Source organism: Peribacillus sp. NPDC060253 (assembly GCF_042727425.1).
Lineage (GTDB): Bacteria > Bacillota > Bacilli > Bacillales > DSM-1321 > Peribacillus.
On record NZ_JBHXAS010000058.1, the window covers coordinates 1 to 16,451 of the forward strand.

16 protein-coding genes are annotated in these 16,451 nt (G+C 39.2%); 12 read left to right on the forward strand and 4 right to left on the reverse strand.

All coding sequences use genetic code 11. The features are described 5' to 3' along the window. Positions 1 to 293: 293 nt before the first annotated feature. From ACFWE9_RS15595 to ACFWE9_RS15610, 4 genes are all read left to right on the forward strand, one after another. Positions 294 to 1,598: a helix-turn-helix domain-containing protein gene (locus tag ACFWE9_RS15595; RefSeq protein ID WP_230161530.1), complete on the forward strand. Its 1,305-nt coding sequence runs from the start codon at positions 294 to 296 to the stop codon at positions 1,596 to 1,598. Positions 1,599 to 1,970: 372 nt separating this feature from the next. Further along, positions 1,971 to 2,588 carry a LysE family translocator gene (locus ACFWE9_RS15600; RefSeq protein ID WP_377357587.1) on the forward strand — a complete coding sequence of 206 codons (618 nt, stop codon included), beginning with the start codon at positions 1,971 to 1,973 and terminating at the stop codon, positions 2,586 to 2,588. A gap of 460 nt (positions 2,589 to 3,048) precedes the next feature. Then, the gene (locus ACFWE9_RS15605) at positions 3,049 to 3,783 is read left to right on the forward strand and encodes an AzlC family ABC transporter permease (RefSeq protein WP_230161527.1); all 735 of its coding nucleotides are present in this window, start codon (positions 3,049 to 3,051) and stop codon (positions 3,781 to 3,783) included. Continuing rightward, a complete protein-coding gene (locus ACFWE9_RS15610) occupies positions 3,774 to 4,100 on the forward strand; it encodes an AzlD domain-containing protein (RefSeq protein WP_230161525.1) in 327 nt (108 codons plus the stop codon). Before ACFWE9_RS15605 ends, ACFWE9_RS15610 begins: the two co-directional genes overlap by 10 nt. 147 nt (positions 4,101 to 4,247) lie before the next feature. On the opposite strand, the gene ACFWE9_RS15615 is transcribed toward ACFWE9_RS15610, so the two are convergent. Both ACFWE9_RS15615 and ACFWE9_RS15620 read right to left on the reverse strand, forming a co-directional pair. Beyond that, complete coding sequence (locus tag ACFWE9_RS15615; RefSeq protein WP_230161523.1) at positions 4,248 to 5,108, reverse strand: isocitrate lyase/PEP mutase family protein; 861 nt, start codon at positions 5,106 to 5,108, stop codon at positions 4,248 to 4,250. Between the two features lie 240 nt (positions 5,109 to 5,348). Next, entirely contained in the window at positions 5,349 to 5,711 is a 363-nt protein-coding gene (locus tag ACFWE9_RS15620) for a winged helix-turn-helix transcriptional regulator (protein ID WP_230161521.1), read from the reverse strand. A gap of 402 nt (positions 5,712 to 6,113) precedes the next feature. On the opposite strand from ACFWE9_RS15620, the gene ACFWE9_RS15625 reads away from it, so the two are divergent. Further along, entirely contained in the window at positions 6,114 to 6,536 is a 423-nt protein-coding gene (locus ACFWE9_RS15625; RefSeq protein ID WP_230161519.1) for an SRPBCC family protein, read from the forward strand. 428 nt (positions 6,537 to 6,964) lie between these two features. Beyond that, a complete protein-coding gene (locus tag ACFWE9_RS15630; protein WP_377357590.1) occupies positions 6,965 to 7,519 on the forward strand; it encodes a cysteine hydrolase family protein in 555 nt (184 codons plus the stop codon). 225 nt (positions 7,520 to 7,744) lie between these two features. Here the strand turns inward: ACFWE9_RS15630 and ACFWE9_RS15635 are convergent, their stop codons facing one another. Further along, entirely contained in the window at positions 7,745 to 8,521 is a 777-nt protein-coding gene (locus ACFWE9_RS15635) for a 3-hydroxybutyrate dehydrogenase (RefSeq protein ID WP_377357592.1), read from the reverse strand. A gap of 254 nt (positions 8,522 to 8,775) precedes the next feature. Here ACFWE9_RS15635 and ACFWE9_RS15640 point away from each other — a divergent pair, with 254 nt between their 5' ends. The 6 genes from ACFWE9_RS15640 (at position 8,776) to ACFWE9_RS15665 (ending at position 16,029) form a co-directional block, all read left to right on the forward strand. Further along, complete coding sequence (locus tag ACFWE9_RS15640) at positions 8,776 to 9,723, forward strand: 3-hydroxyacyl-CoA dehydrogenase family protein (protein WP_230161513.1); 948 nt, start codon at positions 8,776 to 8,778, stop codon at positions 9,721 to 9,723. Beyond that, a complete protein-coding gene (locus ACFWE9_RS15645) occupies positions 9,720 to 10,895 on the forward strand; it encodes an acetyl-CoA C-acetyltransferase (RefSeq protein ID WP_377357594.1) in 1,176 nt (391 codons plus the stop codon). The genes ACFWE9_RS15640 and ACFWE9_RS15645 overlap by 4 nt, the downstream gene beginning before the upstream one ends. Positions 10,896 to 10,959: 64 nt before the next feature. Beyond that, positions 10,960 to 12,630, forward strand: a complete 1,671-nt coding sequence (locus ACFWE9_RS15650) for a sigma-54 interaction domain-containing protein (protein WP_377357596.1) — start codon at positions 10,960 to 10,962, stop codon at positions 12,628 to 12,630. A gap of 620 nt (positions 12,631 to 13,250) precedes the next feature. After that, on the forward strand, positions 13,251 to 14,636 hold the full coding sequence (locus ACFWE9_RS15655; RefSeq protein ID WP_377357598.1) for a GntP family permease: 1,386 nt from the start codon (positions 13,251 to 13,253) through the stop codon (positions 14,634 to 14,636). A 32-nt stretch (positions 14,637 to 14,668) separates the two neighbouring features. Continuing rightward, positions 14,669 to 15,364 (forward strand): CoA transferase subunit A, encoded by a 696-nt coding sequence (locus ACFWE9_RS15660; protein WP_377357600.1) that lies wholly within the window; start codon positions 14,669 to 14,671, stop codon positions 15,362 to 15,364. Positions 15,365 to 15,381: 17 nt separating this feature from the next. Beyond that, positions 15,382 to 16,029 (forward strand): 3-oxoacid CoA-transferase subunit B, encoded by a 648-nt coding sequence (locus ACFWE9_RS15665; protein WP_230161503.1) that lies wholly within the window; start codon positions 15,382 to 15,384, stop codon positions 16,027 to 16,029. Between the two features lie 139 nt (positions 16,030 to 16,168). On the opposite strand, the gene ACFWE9_RS15670 is transcribed toward ACFWE9_RS15665, so the two are convergent. Beyond that, entirely contained in the window at positions 16,169 to 16,375 is a 207-nt protein-coding gene (locus tag ACFWE9_RS15670) for a hypothetical protein (RefSeq protein WP_230161501.1), read from the reverse strand. Positions 16,376 to 16,451: the final 76 nt, after the last annotated feature.

The window sequence follows — 16,451 nt, forward strand, 5'->3', positions numbered from 1 at the left end:
AATGTATTATATAATTAAGAATAATCTATTTCAATAGAATTTTCAGATAAAGTATAATCCTTTTTTTTCAAGTTTTAGGAATCTTGCTAAACAAACAATGGGCTTAGGATCCTTGAAATGCATTCGTAACCACGATTGAGAAGTTAACCATATTAAAAAGTAGCACTGTATATTCATGTCAAACGGTGCTTTACATGTTATTAATATTTGGATTTCAATATTATTCCCTGTTGGGGTTAATTGGTTATTTTGATATAATAAATCTACTAGTAGGGTGTAGGGGTGAAGGAAACTTGTATAAAATTGGTGTTGTAGGTCCACTTGCATCTTTAAAGAAAATTCGGGATGTAACTAATGAATTTGAGCATGAAATAGATTTTATTGATTTTCCATATGAAGATGCACGAGAGGTTACGGACATTATAAAAAATCACCAAAGTACAGTAAATGGTTGGTTTTTCTCTGGACCAGTTCCTTATAGAATAGCAAAAGGAATGTTGGATTCAGAGGCCAATTTTACATATTGTCCTCCTGTAGGATCTAGTTTATATAGATGTTTATTACAAATGTCTGCAGATCAAAAACATTTTTTCGATAAGTTATCCATCGATATGATTCGATTGGAAGACTTTTTTTTGCATGAGTCGCTGCAAGAGTTAGGGATTTCCACCGAACATATTTATATAAAAACATTTGATGAACAATATGATTATCAAGAAATTGTTCAATTTCATCTTCAGTTGTGGAAGGAAGGGGAGATACATGGTGTCCTAACCGTTTTACAATCTGTATATGAGGCCTTGAAGAAAGAAAATGTTGCTGTCTACAAAATAAATATGACAAAGATGGAAATTCGGCAAGCGGTCAAGATTTTGATTGAAAAAGCAAAAAGTACCTATTTTAAAGATAGTCAGATAGGTGTAGAGATTATTGAAATTGATCAGTTTGATCAATTTGTGGACGAGGTCAATATTCGTTATCATCTTCAGCATTTGGAGCTGAAAATTAAACAAACATTGCTTTCATTTTGCGAAAAATTAGATGGATCCCTCATAGAAAATGGAAACGGCCGCTATCAAATATTTAGTTCACGGAAGGCAATTGAACGAGAAATTGGTAGTTTGCAAAGTACTGTTCAATTACTGGCCCTTGATATGGGTGTCTCAGTTGCAGTTGGTATTGGTTTTGGTGAGACGGCTGCATCGGCTGAAATCAATGCTCGTAAAGCGATCCGTCATTCGAAAAAGCAAGAAAGTTCAGGGATCGTCGTTATCCAGGAAGATGGTTTAATGATAGAATCTGTAGGTCAAGAAGAACAATTGGCATATACCTCCCGTTCTAATGATAAAGAACTGCTAGATAAATTAAATCAGGCTAACATTAGTGTAAAAACGTATAAAAAAATAGAAGCATTGATTGATCGTATGGGCTGGGATGGCTTCACCTCCTCAGACTTAGCTTCTCATTTATCCATGTCCGTTCGAAATGCCCAGAGAATTATGAGTAGTTTAAGTGAATGTGGTCTAGTGGAGTACAAAGGAGAAGAACTTCAATCGCCTCGGGGAAGACCTCGTAAAATTTATATGTTAAAGAAGTAACACCTCGGAGTTCTTGATACACGCGTAAATGCAAATTAAAATTCGCTGAAAGTTTTGAGGATGTTCCTTAACTATCGTAGAACATTGCCATCAAGATAAAGTTATGTAGTGCCCCCGAACAAAATTTGGGGCTTTCTTTAACAAAGAAGTTCATTTAAACGTTTTGGGGGTTATTTTTGCTTTATGGGTATGCAAAGGGATTCCTAGGTCTAGCTTACGGAAACTACTTCTTTAAACGGCGGTGGCAATCAGCTTTTTTCTATAGCAACAAACGGGATCGGATTATTGAATAAAGCGTCTATTTTACTATGTTAAACGTGTTAATATAAACGATGTATTGGTCGGATTTACAATTGAAGGGAGCGATGTATGATGTTGACTTTCGTGATAGTTGTTTTGATGTTATTTTTAATCCCAGGTCCCGCTGTTTTTTTGACAATAACTCAAACTATAAAAGGTGGAAAAAGGAATGGAATTATCACAGGTTTGGGTATTGCTGTTGGTGATTTAATACATACTCTTGCGGCAGTTGTTGGACTTTCTGCGATATTAATGACATCTACACTTGCATTTGGAGTGGTTAAATATTTAGGTTCAGCATACTTAGTTTATTTAGGGATAAGAGCTTTGGTTGAAAAAACAAAAAAAGTTGAAAAAAAACCTATCACGAAGAAAGTGAACAATAAGCTATCGTTTCGCCAGGCTATGTTAATTGAATTACTAAACCCCAAGACTTCACTATTTTTCTTAGCTTTCTTACCACAATTTGTACGAAGTGATGGTTCACCAGTGACAATTCAGCTTTTGATGCTCGGGTTAACATTTGTACTGATGAGCATATTATATACCACTCTCTTAGTGTTCCTAACAAGTACAATTGGTAATAATTTAATCGTCAAATCTAACCAGGGTTCAAATTGGTTTGGGAAAGCCATAGGGGTAGTTTACATTGGTTTGGGAATAAAGCTAGCTCTTCAAACAAACGAATAATATGTAAATGATTATCAATTGTTAATCAATTGAAGGTGCTTAGTCTTAGAATCGAAGCTGTCTTTAAGGCAGCTCTTCTTTTTGCGAATAAATGGGCAGTTTGGTTGAAGAGAGAACCACGGTATTAATGTAAGGTAACTTGAGGGGGAATTAACTTATATACATAACTGGGCAAAAGAAAATGGAGTGGCATTGGAATCTGGGATTCAACGAATAAAAGCTCACCGTTTTTATGAAGAGAAATTAGATTATGATAAATGGTTATTCATTTAGAAAAACGTTGTGATTAAACATGGGGGTAATGATGTTCGCAAATATGAAGCAAGAATAGGGTCCTCAGAAAGTGAAAATCTCTGGAAAAACGACCATGATCTGTTTCATGTTGTATTTTGAACGTATTTCAATCACGTTTAGATTTTTATAACTTCCAGAGAAAAAATTAGAGCAAGGAGGGAATAAGATGAGTCTAGAGAACGTCCATGTGGATACACTTGGATCTCAAAGAGAAGAGGATCGTTTTATTAAAGGGGTAAAAGATTGCGTCCCTACGTTGCTTGGTTATTTAAGCATTGGGTTAGCTGCTGGTGTCGTTCAAAAGACAGCGGGACTTAGCATAGCTGAGATAGCCCTGATGAGTTTAATTCTCTATGCTGGATCAGCTCAATTCATTGCTGCAGGGATGATTGCAGCAAGTAGCTCTCCTACTGCCATCATTATTACCATTCTATTCGTTAATCTTCGTCACCTACTACTAAGTGCAGCACTTTCTCCTTATTTTCGACATCTTTCTCCACTTAGGAACATGCTAGTAGGATCTCTGCTCACGGATGAGACATTTGGTGTTGCCATTAACCAGACTGCGCACAAGAAGCGTATCAGCGAAAATTGGATGCATGGTCTCAATATAACTGCCTATTTAAATTGGGTTTTAGCCAATATAGCAGGAGCACTTTTGGCACAATGGATTTCAAATCCTGAAAAATTCGGTCTGGAATTTGCCTTACCAGCCATGTTTATTGGAATTCTCGTCATTTCCATATTAGGTAGAAGTAAAATCAAAATCGATGTTGCTGTCGCCATCATTGCAGTTGTGATTGCAGTGGCAAGTTCTTTCGTGTTTTCCAGCAGTATGGGGATCATTGTTGCTACAATCATTGCCTCAACGATAGGGATGGTGGTGGAAAAATGGAAGTAAGATTGGATGTTTTTTTGATTATTTTAGGAGCAGCTATCGTAACTTTCATTCCAAGGGTTGTTCCACTTATGGTTCTTAGTCGTTTTGAATTACCTGAGTGGGGAATGCGATGGTTAAATTATGTCCCCATTTCGGTTATTGCTGCTTTGATAGGTCAGGAGATATTGATGCATGACGGGAAAATTGCGTCTTTTACGAATAATGTTGAACTTTTAGCAGCTATACCCACTTTTTTTATTGCGATAAAGACACGCAGTTTACTGGCAACTGTAATTGCGGGCGTTATTTTCTTCATGGGTTTACGTTGGTTCATTTAACTTTTTTTTCACTCAATCTGATTCTTAACTCAACGCAAAAGAATCATCGAAGCCGATTCCTTGTATAGGAAATCGGCTTTTTTGAATGATAAAGCGGCATTTTCTTCGTTTTGGGTACAAATTCACTCAAGCTAGATGGGCATGTGGTTAGATCTCATTTTTATCTGTACATGGCTTTAGCAATTCAGCCACATCGTTATAAGTGATCACGTCGTCTATCATTCGCTGGAAATTTCCTTGATTGATAATATCATCACTAATTTTTCTTAATAATGATACCGTGGCTCTAAAAGGTGCAGATCCACTGCTAACTCTCTCAATTCCAAGTTCAGATAGCTGATTCAAAGAAGGTGTATCTGCCCCAGCTAACAAGTTGATTGGACAAGAAATTTCCCGTCTAAGCTTTTCGATGGTATCCATATTTTTTACACCAGGAATAAAAATACAGTCTGCGCCTGCCTGTTGATAAGCTTTTGCCCGATTGATGGCAGACTGAAGACGAGTCGCAGGGTCACCAATATTCAACCAATACAGATCAGTACGTGCATTGATAAATAAAGGCATGTTCAATGATCGAGTCATTTCTTTGATGGCCGTTATTTTTTCAACTTGTAATGAACTATCAAAAATAGGATCCTCCGGATTTCCTGTCCCATCTTCAAGGTTAATTCCAACCACTCCAGTTGAAAGAACCTGTCTAACGTTTTCTACCACTTCTTCAATAGAAGTTCCGTAGCCAAACTCAATATCAGCCGTTACAGGAACATGCACAGAATCGACGATCATTTTGAGAGATTCGATCAATTTTTCAAAGGGTAGGTTTCCACCATCTGAATAACCTAATGAAATGGCCATACCAGCACTTGTTGTACCAATCGCTTTAAATCCACTTTCTTGAAAAGTTCTGGCGCTACTGGCATCCCAAGCGTTTGGCAGTACAAACGTAGATGATTGGCTATGAAGCTGCTTAAATGTATGGAATTTTATAGTTTGCTTCTGATCATTCATAAAAGTATCTCTCCTTTTCCAAGTAACTTTACTGCTTTTGTTTAGTGTAAGCAATAGACATATCAAGGGTCATCGAAATATGGAAAGCACAATGGATGCATGAACTTTGATCCGACTCGTCTAGGACATAAATATTGTTTTCATTTCCCCGATGGGAGCAACCGTGTGAAAAGGGAGTCATATAGAGACTATATCCTATTATTTTTGAGATACAGTCAAAATCCATAAAAAATCATTCTATTATTGGGTGCTCTTGTTCTTTACACTCGTTGTATATTTTTTACCCCATTCTCCCATACTCTCCAGTATCGGTATAAAACTTTCCCCTGCATTGGTTAAAGAGTACTCAACTTTTGGAGGTACTTGTTGATACACTTTTCTGTTTATCATTTGATCTCTTTCTAATTCCCTCAACTGACTAGTCAGTATTCCTTTTGAGATTCCCGGCACCAATCTTTGAAGCTCACCAAATCGCCTTGTCTCTTTCAAATGCCAGAGAATAATGATTTTCCATTTACCTGCAATGACATTTTGTGCTTCTGTGACTGGGCATACCTCTATTTGTTCCTTGGGAATTTCACCCTGAAATGAAGTTCGAGCCATGCTAAATCCCTCTCTTTCCTAATGGTCCTGTTTTTATGACTACGTCCAAATTTGTAACTAACATAATATTATAAGACCATGCTTAAACATACAAGTTACACACAAAAATAATTGGAACCATTGGCGCAAAAGGTAAAAAGAGGCTATTGATAGAGAATAAGAAGTAACAGGAATAGTGGGAAATGCTTTAAATATCTTCAAGCAGATACATGGATTGCAGGAATTAAAAGGCACGTTGCTTTAAAACCATTATTTCCATGTTGCCTAGATTGCTCTTTCTTGATTAAGCGTGTAACCTTGAAGAAGAGCAGTCAACAATCGTGCAATAAGTATCAAACCATCATGCTATCTTGTCACAATGTCTAGTATAAAAATTCCTTGAAGGAGAGTGGAGTTACTAATATGAATAACCTTACGAAATTTCAAATTTCAAAACCAGCTCATGAAGTATTTGAAGCCTTCGTTGATCCTGCGAAAATCGGAAATTTTTGGTTTTCATCGAGTTCAAAAAGGTGGGAACAAGGCAAGACGATTACTTTGAGATATGATGAATACAATGCACAAGCAGATATAACAGTAATCGAAATCGATGAACATAAGAAAATTGTTTTCGAGTGGGGAGAAGGACATATTGTAACTATTACGCTAGAAGAGTTGGATAATTCAAGTACAATCATTGAAGTCAACGAAGAAGGCTTTAAGGAAAATGATGATGAGTTAATCAGTCAAATGATCGATAATAAAGAGGGCTGGGTTTATATGTTGACCTGTTTAAAGGGTTATTTGGAATATGGCATTAATTTGAGAGCGGCATTAGTTAAATAAATGGATGGCTATGAAAAAGCTGCAACATATATAGTAGCAGTCAAAGAATCTTCAACAACAGTTAGCTATAAAGATATATAAGGCTCATCCATATTAGTCAGGCCAAATATGGGTGAGCCTATAATTGTTATACACGCAAAAAGCCGATATCATCTTTATCCTGTTCGCTTTTCTCTTGATGATTATCACCAAGAAATGGTAAGCCAGATATATAACCAGATTTTGAGACCCGACCATGCGATATGTGAATCCATTTAAATTATCAAGTGTCTGTATTCCTGTCACTTCTCCACTGTCAGGAGCCGAGATATCATCCTTTTCCCAAGAAAGTGGGGCAGTTCATGAGGATAAGGATAGGAAAGATCTAATATATAACAAGTCAGAGTTTTGTTATAATGAAAACAAATGAAATAAGGAGGTGTTTACGGTTGGGAAAGAAAGTATTAGTTATCATTGATGTGCAAACGGCCGTCGTGGAACACGGGTATAAACGGGATAAGACAATTGATAACATCAACCGATTAATTCGTTGTGCAAGAGAACAACAGATTCCGATAATGTATATTCAGCACGAACATCCAGAAGGTCCAATGAGAAAAGGCGAACCTGGGTGGCAGCTTCACCCGCGACTTGAGAACCCCCTCCATCAAGAGGTTACCATCCATAAAACCGTACCGAATTCATTTACTCACACACCTTTAAAACAAACACTCGACAAGCTTGGCGCAACGCACCTCTACATTTGTGGTGCACAGACGGAATACTGTGTTGATTCCACATGCCGAGGAGCCTTTGATTTGAATTATGACGTCACCCTTATCACTGACGCCCACACAACGAATGATGCCGATTACCTATCAGCCCCTCGCATTATCGAACATACCCATGGAACGTTAAAGAATTTTTGGAGTCCAAATGCAACGATTACTTTGGAAAAATCATCAGATCTTGACTGGATGAAAAGTGAAATGAACCCTCAATAAGGGATCCAAGTAACCTTTTATTTTTGGTTCTTTTGCAGATGGGCGCGATTCTTAATAAGAATCGCTTTTTTTGTTTATTTTTTACCTGAGCAGGAATGCAACCTGCTATCCCTTGGTTGTAATGTGAAAAAAATTTAGGTCTTGCTCGATATAGAAAAACCCGAATAAAGGACACTTTTTTGGTGTCGTCTATTCGGGTAATCGTCATTTTACAGATGTATCCTTTTATTGAGCTGTATACCCACCATCTAACACAACTGCCTGGCCGGTGATGCCCCGTGCTTTGTCGCTTGCGAGGAAAATGGCGTAGTCGGCAATTTCGCTTACATCGAGCAAGCGGTTTTGTGGGACGAGTGGATAGATGACTTCTTCCAAAACGCTTTCTAGTGGTACTTGTCTTGTTTTTGCTAAATCCTCCAGTTGACCGCGGACGAGAGGTGTGTCCACGTATCCTGGGCAAAGGGCATTTACGGTTATGCCTAAAGAGGCGCTTTCTAAGGCGGCGACTTTCGTTAATCCGATAACACCGTGTTTTGCACTATTGTACGCTGCTTTGTTGGCAAATCCAATTAGACCGTTAATGGAAGAGATGTTGATGATTCTGCCGAAGCCTTGTTCTTTCATGATAGGCAAAACGTTTTTAATCGAAATGAATGGAGCGGTCAGCATGATTTTGATCATCAGTTCGAATTTTTCAGTTGGAAAATCCTCGATTGGTGCAACATGCTGAAGGCCTGCGTTATTAATGAAAATATCTATTCGTCCATATTTGTCTTTAGTTTGTTTGATTAGTTGGATAATATCCTCTTCACTTGTTACGTCCGCTTTTAAGCCAATAACTTCCAAGCCTTTGTTTCTTAGGTCTAAAGCAGCTTTTTCAACTGTGTTTTGATTTAGGTCGGACAAAACGACCTTTGCGCCATTTTCAGCAAATATCTTACCAATCTCAAAGCCAATTCCTCTCGCAGATCCGGTAATTATCGCCACTTTATCTTTAACCATATTACATTCCTCCAAAAAAAATGTAATGGCCTAAGTCTGTCATTTTATGTTAAGTACAGGGAATGTTTCAATTGGGAAGCAAACTTTGAAATATAAAGGGAAGGTTATAAAAATATGGTTTAGGTTAATGAGTAAGAGTCTAACATGATTTTCAACATAACAAAAGAATTTTGTTTTCCTAAGCATTGGCATAGATATTGCATGAATAAAATGTGAGTAAATACAGGTTATTTAAAGTGGAAAGGGGAAGCTGGATGATTAAAAAAATTGCCATTATCGGTTCAGGTGTAATGGGAAGTGGAATCGCTTTGTCTTTTGCAGCTGGCGGGTATTTCGTCACCATCAACGATATTAAGGAAGAGTTTCTATCACATGCCCAAGATCGAATTTCTGAGAATCTATCACTGCTCATTGAGGAAGGGGTTTTGACAGAACAGGAAAAGCAAGGTGCATTAGCTAATATTACATATAGTGTTGATTTGGAAAGTGCCGTAAGGGATGCTGATTTTATCATTGAGGCTATTCCGGAAGTAATCGAGTTAAAGTTAAATCTATATGAGCAATTGGAGAAAATAATCAAACCGGATGCAATTGTTGCTTCAAATACATCGACTTTTCCGATTTCTCAATTGATGGAGAAGGCTTCGTTTGCGGAACGAATGGTCATCACGCATTTCTTTAATCCTGGCCATTTGGTTCCATTGGTTGAAATCGTTCAGCATAACGAAACAAAGCCGGAAATCGTCAAGACAACATGTGATTTGATGCGTAAAATCGGTAAGTCTCCGATTCTATTGAAAAAAGAAATAGCAGGATTCATTGCTAATCGTTTGCAGACCGCCTTGATGCGGGAAGCCTTTTATCTATTAAAAGAGGGTGTTGCCAATGCTGAGGATATTGATACAGCGATAACGGCAGGACCAGGGTTTCGATGGGCCTTTACTGGGCCAATCGAGATTGCTGATTTTGGCGGACTGGATACATGGCAGCGTGTTTTTGATAATGTTTCACCAGTATTGGATCAAAGTAAGGAAGCTCCTGTTTTGATTCGTGATTTGGTGGATGAGGGGAAGCTTGGGACGAAGTCGGGAGAAGGGATATTCACGTATGAGGAATCTACCGTTTCTCAGAGAATCAATAAGAGGGACCGTAATTTTATTAAACTGGGAAAATTAAAAATGGAGAAGGAGGAAGAATTATGAGAGAAGTAGTGATTGTAGGGGCAGCAAGGACACCAGTTGGTACGTTTGGGGGCAGTCTTGCCAATGTTTCAGCGGTTGAACTAGGGGTTGTGGCAGCAAAGGAAGCGATTAAGCGGGCAAATATTTCGGCTGACATGATAGATGAGGTATTGATCGGGAATATTCTATCTGCTGGATTAGGACAAAATGTGGCACGTCAGGTTGCGATTCATGCAGGGGTTCCGGAAACAACTCCGGCCATGGCCATTAATAAACTTTGCGGGTCAGGCTTACGTACGGTAATAATGGGGGCCCAATTCATTGCCCTCGGTGATGCCGATGTGATTCTTGCTGGGGGTATTGAGAGCATGAGCAATGCCCCATATTTACTTCCAAATTATAGTTTTGGACAGAAAATGGGTAATGCCGAAGCAGTAGATTCAATGACGTATGACGCCTTAACGGATGTTTTTAATCAATATCATATGGGCGTAACTGCGGAGAATATTGCCGAACAGTGGGAAATCAGCCGAGAAAAGCAGGATGAATTTGCTTTATATAGCCAAATGAAGGCTGAGAAGGCCCAGTTAGAAGGACGATTTGCAGATGAAATCGTACCTGTTGAATATAAACGTAGAGGAAAGACGATTTTGGTTGACCAAGATGAACACCCACGTCATGGGCTGACGATAGAACAACTAACGAAGCTTCGTCCTGCTTTTAAGGAAAATGGTACGGTTACGGCCGGAAATGCTTCTGGAATCAATGATGGGGGTGCAATGCTGGTCCTGATGTCAAAAGAAAAAGCAGACGAGCTGGGTCTGGAGCCGTTAGCAACTATTAAGTCCTATGCAAATGCTGCGCTTGATCCGAAAATCATGGGATACGGTCCAGTGCCTGCGACAAGAAAAGCTTTAGCAAAAGCGGGATTGACAGTAGATGAAATTGATTTGATGGAAGTGAATGAAGCCTTTGCGGCACAGTCCCTTGCCGTGCTTAAGGACCTTGAACTGAAGCCGGAGAAAGTGAATGTAAATGGTGGGGCGATTGCTCTGGGTCATCCGGTAGGTGCTTCTGGTGCCCGCATCTTAGTGACTTTATTGTATGAAATGAAGCGTAGAGATGCAAAAACCGGCCTTGCTACCTTATGTATTGGCGGCGGACAGGGAACTGCGCTGATTGTGGAACGGTAATAACTCGGCCTCATTTTCCTATGATATAATGGGGGAAACTGCAGACGGGTTAAGGAGAATAGGAATGGTCAGCGATAATAAACCTGTTCAATTTGAATTAGTGAAAGCGATATTGGAAGAATTACCTTTTGGTGTTTTGGTAACGAAAAACGAAAAAGAAATCGTTTTATGCAATCGCGTATTATCAGAGGCTTTTGCTGAGAATCAATTTGACATGCAAACAAATTTGATTATTGAAAAAAACCTTAAACCAGCTGTAAATACTCCTATTCGTTTGAACGATAATAATGGGATTGTCAGAAAATCCATCGTTCAAATGGTTGATGAGGAGTATCAGATTTACCTCCTATTGTTTACAAATAATAAAAGTGATTTTCTTAATATCGATAATCATGAAGAACTTTTGTTTAAGGATATAATCGAATTTGCATATGATGGGTTGGTGATGGTCGATACGGAAGGGTATGTCCAAATGCTGAGCCACGCTTATGCAGATTTTCTTGGGGTCGATCAGGAAAGCTCCATAGGGAAACATGTAACGGAGGTCATTGAAAATACCCGTATGCATGTGGTTGCCGAAACTGGCAAGCAAGAGGTAGCTGAATTACAAAAAATTAAAGATAATTATATAATTGCAACCCGCTCCCCAATACGGAAACAAGGTAAATTAATAGGAGCAGTCGGGAAGATTTTATTTAAGAATGTCGGGCAATTTACCGCTCTTTCCAAGCGGATTAACTCGCTTGAAGTAGAACTGAAAAAGTACAAAGGCGATTTTCGCGAGAGAAATAAGGCCTCATATACGTTTGATCATTTGATGGGAAGAAGTCCTGCTTTTATGGAAGTAAAAGGTCAAGCCAAAATTGCAGCTAAAAGCGACTCAAATGTGTTGATTTTGGGCGAAAGCGGAACAGGTAAGGAGCTGTTTGCCCATTCCATTCATAATGATAGCAGAAGGTCCATGGGTGTGTTTGTCAAAGTGAACTGTGCCGCCATCCCGGCAGAGCTGCTAGAGTCTGAACTTTTTGGCTATGAAGAGGGTTCTTTCACTGGTGCAAAAAAGGGCGGAAAAGCTGGTAAGTTCGAAGCAGCTGAAGGTGGAACGATTTTTTTGGATGAAATCGGTGAGCTGCCACTGCATATGCAGGTGAAGCTGCTCCGTGTTTTACAAGAAAAAGAAATTGAGAGGGTCGGTTCGACGGGAAGCATTCCGATTGATGTACGGGTAATCGCTGCAACAAACCGTAATCTGGAGGAAATGGTCTCGAAAGGGGAATTCCGACTTGATATGTATTACCGATTAAAGGTCATGCAAATCCAGGTTCCTTCCTTAAGGGAGCGACCAGAGGACATTGAAATACTGGTAAATCATTTTGTTGAAAAGTACCAGAACCTCATGAAAAAACGCGTAACGGGGATGAGTGATCAAGCTTTACGGCTGCTTCGCCTTTATAAATGGCCGGGTAATATTCGAGAGTTGGAAAATATCATAGAACGCGCAATGAATATTGTTGAAGAAGGGGAAATGATACGTTCCAAGCATCTCCCTAAAGAAATAACGGGTCATAAAGAATCAGTCTCAATCCGCACTTTAGCAGAAGTCATGGATGAGACCGAACGGGCAACAATCGTTTCATGTTTGGAAATGACTTCTGGCAATAAATCAGAAACGGCAAAGAGACTCGGAGTGAGCCGAACAACACTATATGAAAAAATGAATAAATATGGTTTATGATTGTAAAAAGTACCCTTTAGCCAAAGGGTACTTTTTATACTTTTTGCACCAACTCATTAGAACAGACAATGGTTTTTTAGCTGGCCAATAAAAGGAAAAGATGATGTTTATGAATAGATGATAGCTGTTTATCTTTGAATGTGTTAGGGAATCCGTACATGATAAGAGAGCAAATTGGAATGTTGTAAGGAAAGGTTAACACTTTTTTGAAGTTTATTAGTTGTGTGTATTGAAACCTTGACAGTTTTAAGGGATTTTTGCATTTATAATTTATAAAAAGGGAATAAAGTGTTTGAAAAGTCTATAAAAGATAATATATTTCAATTTAATATAAGTTGGCACAAGAATTGCATAAGTACTATGGCGAATGGTCTATCTGACATTATCTAGTGTTTCCACGTGAAATGGAAAGGGATTACGTAACTTCAACAGTTTGTTGAAAGCGTTATCAATAATTGGGGAGTTATAGTTTTTCACTTAGTATGATCATTAAGCTTGACTTGGGGAAGGCAGGCTTGAATGGTGAAAGCGAAATGTGGAATTGGGGAGATTAATGTTACTACGTAAAGGCTTCCGAAATAATTTGGGGGCAAGGGGAGAAAAGAAAAGGGGGAATAGTATTGGTGATTCAAATTTTAGCCATTGTTGTGGCTTTAGGACTTTTAATCTTTTTAGCCTACCGGGGCTATCCGGTCATTATCATAGCACCGCTAGTTACGCTATTGGCTGTCATTTTATCTGGTGGTCATTTGCTGCCGAGTTATACCGAGACATATATGACGTTTGCGGCTAACTATGTAAAAGCATTTTTCCCGATATTCTTATTAGGGGCAGTATTTGGAAAGGTCATGGAAATGAGCGGTGCAGCAGCATCCATTGCCAAGACCATCGTAAAGTCACTAGGTTCAAAGCAGGCTATTCTTGCTGTAGTGCTGGCCTGTTCGGCACTGACATATGGTGGGGTTTCACTGTTTGTAGTGGCATTCGCCGTTTATCCATTTGCAGCAGCAATTTTTAAAGAAGCAGACATTCCAAAGCGATTATTGCCAGGAACGATAGCATTAGGCGCATTCACTTATACGATGGATGCTCTTCCAGGAACACCTCAGATTCAAAATATCATTCCTACTAACTATTTCGGAACAGATACCTATGCAGCTCCATTAATGGGGATTATTGGCGCAATCATGGTATTCACTGGCGGAATGATCTGGTTAGAACGTCGTCGTAAACAAGCGCTGGCAAATGGTGAAGGCTACGGGGAAGGACATATTAATGAACCAGAAAGTGCCGAACAGCAAAACCTGCCTAACTTTTGGCTTTCCATCGTACCACTCATCCTGGTCGTCGCGTTTAATTTTGCATTCAGTCGCAGTGCCATTTCGGTTAAGCACTGGTATGATGCATCGATGTTGAAGGAATCTTTCAACATAGCCGATGTAAGCACAGTCACTTCATCCTGGTCTTTGATTGTTGCACTGACAATCGGTATTATTGCAGCAATGCTTCTGAATGTTGGTCGTATAAAGGTCAAATTGGCAAGTGGATTAACAGCTGCCGCAATGGGATCTTTGCTTGCAATTTTCAATACCGCATCTGAAGTTGGTTTTGGAAATGTTGTGAAAACACTTCCTGGATTCTCGGTGATTCAAAACTGGGTGTTCAATGCAAGCGGTAATCCGCTCGTATCCGAAGCTATTGCCGTCAATGTACTTTCAGGGATTACCGGATCTGCATCTGGTGGACTTTCGATTGCGTTGGAAGTAATGGGAAGTCACTATTTGCAGGTGGCTCAAAGTGTCGGAATCAGCCCGGAAATGCTTCATCGAATTGCATCCATGGCATCTGGCGGAATGGATACGCTTCCACATAACGGTGCTGTTATTACCTTACTAGCTATTACAGGACTGACACATCGTCAATCCTACAAGGATATCTTTGCGATTACGGTTTTGAAAACAGTGACCGTGTTTATCATTGCTTTTGCAACTTCACTGTTTATTTAATAGAATAGTATTAAGAATGGAGATGATGGAAAATGAGTAAATTATTAACATATTTTGATAGCGCTATTCAACAAATCGAGGATGGAGCAACCATTATCGTTGGCGGGTTCGGATTAAGCGGAATACCAGAAAAACTAATCATTGCTTTGCGTGACAAAGGTGTAAAGGATTTGACGATTGTCAGTAACAATTGTGGTGTCGATGATTGGGGTTTAGGTCTTTTGCTGGAAAATAAACAAATCAAAAAAATGATTGCTTCCTATGTAGGGGAAAATAAGTTATTTGAACAGCAATTTTTAAGTGGCGAGCTGGAAGTCGAGCTAGTTCCACAAGGGACGCTTGCTGAGCGGTTAAGAGCGGGCGGAGCAGGAATTCCTGCCTTTTATACAGCTACAGGAGTAGGAACGGAAGTCGCAAAAGGTAAAGAACATAAAGAGTTTGATGGCCGCACATACATTATGGAAAAAGGAATAGTCGGAGATTTTGCCTTTGTAAAGGCCTGGAAAGCAGATCATTTCGGTAATCTCGTATATCGGAAAACCGCAAGGAATTTTAACCCTGTCGTTGCCACAGCAGGGAAAGTCACGATTGTCGAAGTGGAGGAGCTTGTGGGCACAGGAGAGCTGGATCCGGATGAAATTCATACTTCAGGGGTTTATGTACAAAAAGTGCTTGTAGGAAAAGACTATGAAAAACGAATTGAAAGACTTACAACTGCTAACGCATAAAAAGGAGGAGTATTCGAATGACTAGACAACTAATTTTAGAACGGGCCGTTAAAGAAATCCAAGATGGTATGTGTGTAAATTTAGGCATCGGAATGCCTACCTTAATTGCCAACATGATTCCAAATGACTTTAATGTCATGCTTCAATCGGAAAATGGCTTACTAGGAATCGGACCTTATCCAAAAAAAGTTGAAGTGGACCCGGATTTGATCAATGCCGGAAAAGAGACAGTAACAGCAAAAGCGGGGGCGTCATTTTTTGATAGTGCTGAATCGTTCGCGATGATTCGCGGCGGGCACATCGATCTAGCCATTTTAGGCGGGATGGAAGTTTCGGAAAATGGGGACTTGGCAAACTGGATGATTCCAGGGAAGATGGTAAAAGGAATGGGAGGAGCGATGGACCTCGTCCAAGGAGCGAAACGAATCGTTGTCATTATGGACCATGTGAACAAGCATGGGGAATCCAAAGTGAAAAAGAGCTGTACACTGCCATTGACGGGTGAAAAGGTCGTCCATTGCCTGATTACAGAATTGGCTGTATTTCAGTTTTCAGAAGCGGGTATGGAATTGATTGAATTGCAAAATGGCATAACTCTCGATGAAGTGAAAAGTAAAACAGAGGCTGACTTTACAATAAGCCCCTCTATTGAAATTAAAGCATAAGTTTAAGAGATTACTTGAATTAACCTGACCTATTAAACTGATCAAATTGATTATTAGGCTACTTTTATTCGCAAATTCGCGAATGGAAGTAGTCTAATTTTGTTTGCGTTATTTCAGTGCTATAAATATACTGGGATTTTTAGAACTGGATTTTTTTTAGAATTTTAGGTGCCTTCTTGATTCCTTCTGTTCCAATAATACTCGCAAGACTCGCCATTAATAAGCTTGAAGAAATAAATTTGACGGCAAAATAAATTCCTGTTCCAACAACTAGATCTAGGATTAAAAATTTTTTAATTGTTGAGCCCTTTATTACATAAAAAACGATTGAATTATTTTTTTTCATATTTAGCAGTGTCACACCTTCATCTTTTTTTAAAGGGTATGACAAAGAGAGGTTGTCATATTCTTTAGCATCATGC